The sequence below is a fragment of the bacterium genome, from assembly GCA_018814885.1.
Taxonomy (GTDB): domain Bacteria; phylum Krumholzibacteriota; class Krumholzibacteriia; order LZORAL124-64-63; family LZORAL124-64-63; genus JAHIYU01.
On sequence record JAHIYU010000050.1, the window covers coordinates 1 to 2,840 of the forward strand.

Annotated in this window: 4 protein-coding genes; all 4 read right to left on the reverse strand. The window is 73.9% G+C overall.

Going from position 1 to position 2,840, the window contains the following annotated elements:
* Nucleotides 1–588, reverse strand: a 588-nt coding sequence (trpA, locus tag KJ554_02820; GenBank protein MBU0741270.1) for a tryptophan synthase subunit alpha, incomplete at its 3' end; no start/stop codon positions are given.
* Nucleotides 585–1,856 (reverse strand): tryptophan synthase subunit beta, encoded by a 1,272-nt coding sequence (gene trpB, locus KJ554_02825; protein ID MBU0741271.1) that lies wholly within the window; start codon nucleotides 1,854–1,856, stop codon nucleotides 585–587. The genes trpB and trpA, both read right to left, overlap by 4 nt.
* Nucleotides 1,756–2,364: a phosphoribosylanthranilate isomerase gene (locus tag KJ554_02830; protein ID MBU0741272.1), complete on the reverse strand. Its 609-nt coding sequence runs from the start codon at nucleotides 2,362–2,364 to the stop codon at nucleotides 1,756–1,758. Before KJ554_02830 ends, trpB begins: the two co-directional genes overlap by 101 nt.
* The coding region (locus KJ554_02835; protein MBU0741273.1) for an indole-3-glycerol-phosphate synthase TrpC at nucleotides 2,361–2,840 on the reverse strand (480 nt) is incomplete at its 5' end. The genes KJ554_02835 and KJ554_02830, both read right to left, overlap by 4 nt.

The window sequence follows — 2,840 nt, forward strand, 5'->3', positions numbered from 1 at the left end:
CGCCACCAGCGCCGGCAGGCCCTCGCCGCCGCCGAGCGCCGCGCCGGTCACGCCGGTCAACGCGACGAGATACAGGAAACCGCGCGAGGCCGCGGCGATCGCGCGGGCCCGCACGGGATCGGTGGTCGGCGCCATCAGGGCCACCAGGTCCAGACCGACGGACGCCAGCGCCTCGGCGACGGCGGCGGACTCCTCCACCGGCACGTCCGGCAGGATCACGCCGGCGACGCCCGCGTCCGCGGCGCGGGCCGCGAACTCGTCCAGGCCCATGCGCAGGACGGGGTTGAAGTAGCTCATCACTACCGGGGCCAGACCGGTCTCGCCGGCGGCCGCGGCGGTCAGTTCGAGCGCCCGGCGCAGGGTCATGCCGGCGGCCAGCGCACGCTGGCTCGCCATCTGGATCAGCGGACCGTCGGCCACGGGATCGGAGAAGGGGATGCCCACCTCGAACACCCGGCAACCGGCCGCGGCGGCGGCCCGGACCGACGCGACGAAGGACCGCTCGTCCGGATAGCCGGCGGTGAAGAAGGGCACCAGGGCCTTGCGGCCGTCGTCGCGCAGGGCGCGCGTGATCTTCTCGAGCCTCATGAGTCCCCTCCTACGATGCCGCCCAGGTCCTTGTCCCCGCGTCCGGACAGGTTGATCAGGATGGGGCCGGGCAGGGGATCTGACCCGGCCTGGCGCCTCATGACCCAGGCCAGGGCGTGGCTCGACTCCAGCGCCGGAATGATCCCCTCGCAACGGGACAGCTCGTGGAAGGCGGCGAGCGCCTCGGCATCGTCGACCGTCTCGTAGACGGCGCGTCCGGTGTCCTTGAGGTGGCTGTGCTGCGGTCCGACGCCGGGGTAGTCCAGGCCCGCCGCCACCGAGTGGGCGGGCGACACCTGGCCGTCGTCGTCCTGCAGCAGGTAGCTCAACGCGCCGTGCAGCACGCCCGGTTCGCCGGCGGTCAGCGACGCCGAGTGGCCCACCGTCGAGCCGCCGGCCTCGACGCCGAACAGCGCCACGCCGTCGTCGGCGAGGAAGGCGGTGAAGATGCCCAGGGCGTTCGACCCGCCGCCGACGCAGGCGACCACGGCACCGGGCAGACGTCCCGTGGCTTCGAGGAACTGGGCCCGCGCCTCCCGCCCGATGACCGATTGCAGGTCGCGCACCAGGCCCGGATAGGGATGGGGCCCCACGGTCGAGCCCAGGATGTAGTGGGTGTCGGCGACGTTGGTCACCCAGTCTCGGATGGCCTCGCTGGTGGCGTCCTTCAGCGTGCGTGTGCCGCTGGCGACGGGCACCACCTCGGCGCCGTGCAGCTTCATGCGCGCCACGTTGGGCGCCTGGCGCGCCATGTCCACCTCGCCCATGTAGACCACGCAGTCGAGACCGAGCAGAGCGCACGCCGCGGCGGTCGCCACGCCGTGCTGCCCCGCTCCGGTCTCGGCCACGATGCGCCGCTTGCCCATGCGGCGCGCGAGCAGCGCCTGTCCGAGGCTGTTGTTGATCTTGTGTGCGCCGGTATGGTTGAGGTCCTCCCGCTTGAGGTAGACCGACGCGCCGCCGCCGTGCAGGTCGCCGAAGCGCCGCGTGCGGTACAGGGGGCTGGGCCGGCCCACGTAGTCGCGCAGCAGGGCGGAGAACTCGCGCTCGAAGCCGTCGTCGCGGCGGGCATCCTCCCAGGCCGCCTCCAGCTCGATGAGGCAGGGCATCAACGTCTCCGGCACGTAGCGGCCGCCATAGGGGCCGAAACGTCCGGCAGCGCCATCGTCAGGGACGCGCACGGCGGACCTCCTCGACAAAACCGCGCACGAGCGCGGCGTCCTTGCGTCCGGGCGCGGATTCGACGCCGCCGGACACGTCCAGTGCATGGGGCGCGACGGCGGCGATGGCCGCCGTCACCTCTTCCGTCCGCAGTCTACCCGCCAGGAAGACCCTGCGCCCGGCGGCGACGGCCGACCGGGCCTGTTCCCACAGCCGATCCCGCTCACCGGGTTCGGGGTCGCGGCCCTTGGCGAGATCGAAGAGCAGATAATCGGCTGCCGCGCTGACGGGCTCGCCGGCCCGCATGACCTTGATCACCGGCCGGCCGGTCCGCGCGGCGACGGCCGCCACGTCCGCGTCCGTCTCGCCGCCGTGCAGCTGCACGAGGTCGAGCCGGCAGGCGGCGACGATCGCCGCGACCTCCGCCGCGGACTGATCCGCGAAGACGCCCACCAGCCGTGCCGTCGGCACCGCCGCGCGAATGGCCTTCGCCGCCGCCGCGTCCACCAGGCGCGGACCGCCGGCGAAGACCACGCCCAGATAGTCGGCGCCGGCCCGGTGGCAGGCGCGGGCCTCGTCGGGCACGGTCAGGCCGCAGATCTTGACCCTGGTCATGTCCGTCCTCCCAGTTCGCGGAGCTTGGCGCCGGGGTCCGCGGCTTCCAGCAGGACGCTGCCCACCAGGCAGGCGTCGGCGCCGCAGCCGCTCAGCTCCTCCACGTCCGCGCGCGTGCGGATGCCGCTCTCGGCCACCGCCAGGGCGCGCGGGTGCAGCAGGGGCAGCAGGCGCCGCGGCACGTCGAGATCCACGGCCAGGGTCTCCAGGTCGCGGCTGTTGACGCCGATCACCGGCGCCCCCGCGGCCAGCGCCTTCTGCACGTCCGTCTCGTCGTGGCACTCGACCAGGGCGGTCATGCCCGCCTCCCCGATCCGCGCGAGCAGGACGGACAGCTCTCCCGGCGACAGCGCCCTGGCGATCAGCAGCAGGGCGTCGGCTCCCGCGGCCCGCGCCGCCAGCACCTGCAGCGGATCGAACACGAAATCCTTGACCAGCAGCGGCAGCGCGCAGGCCGCCCGCGCCGCCGCGGCGTC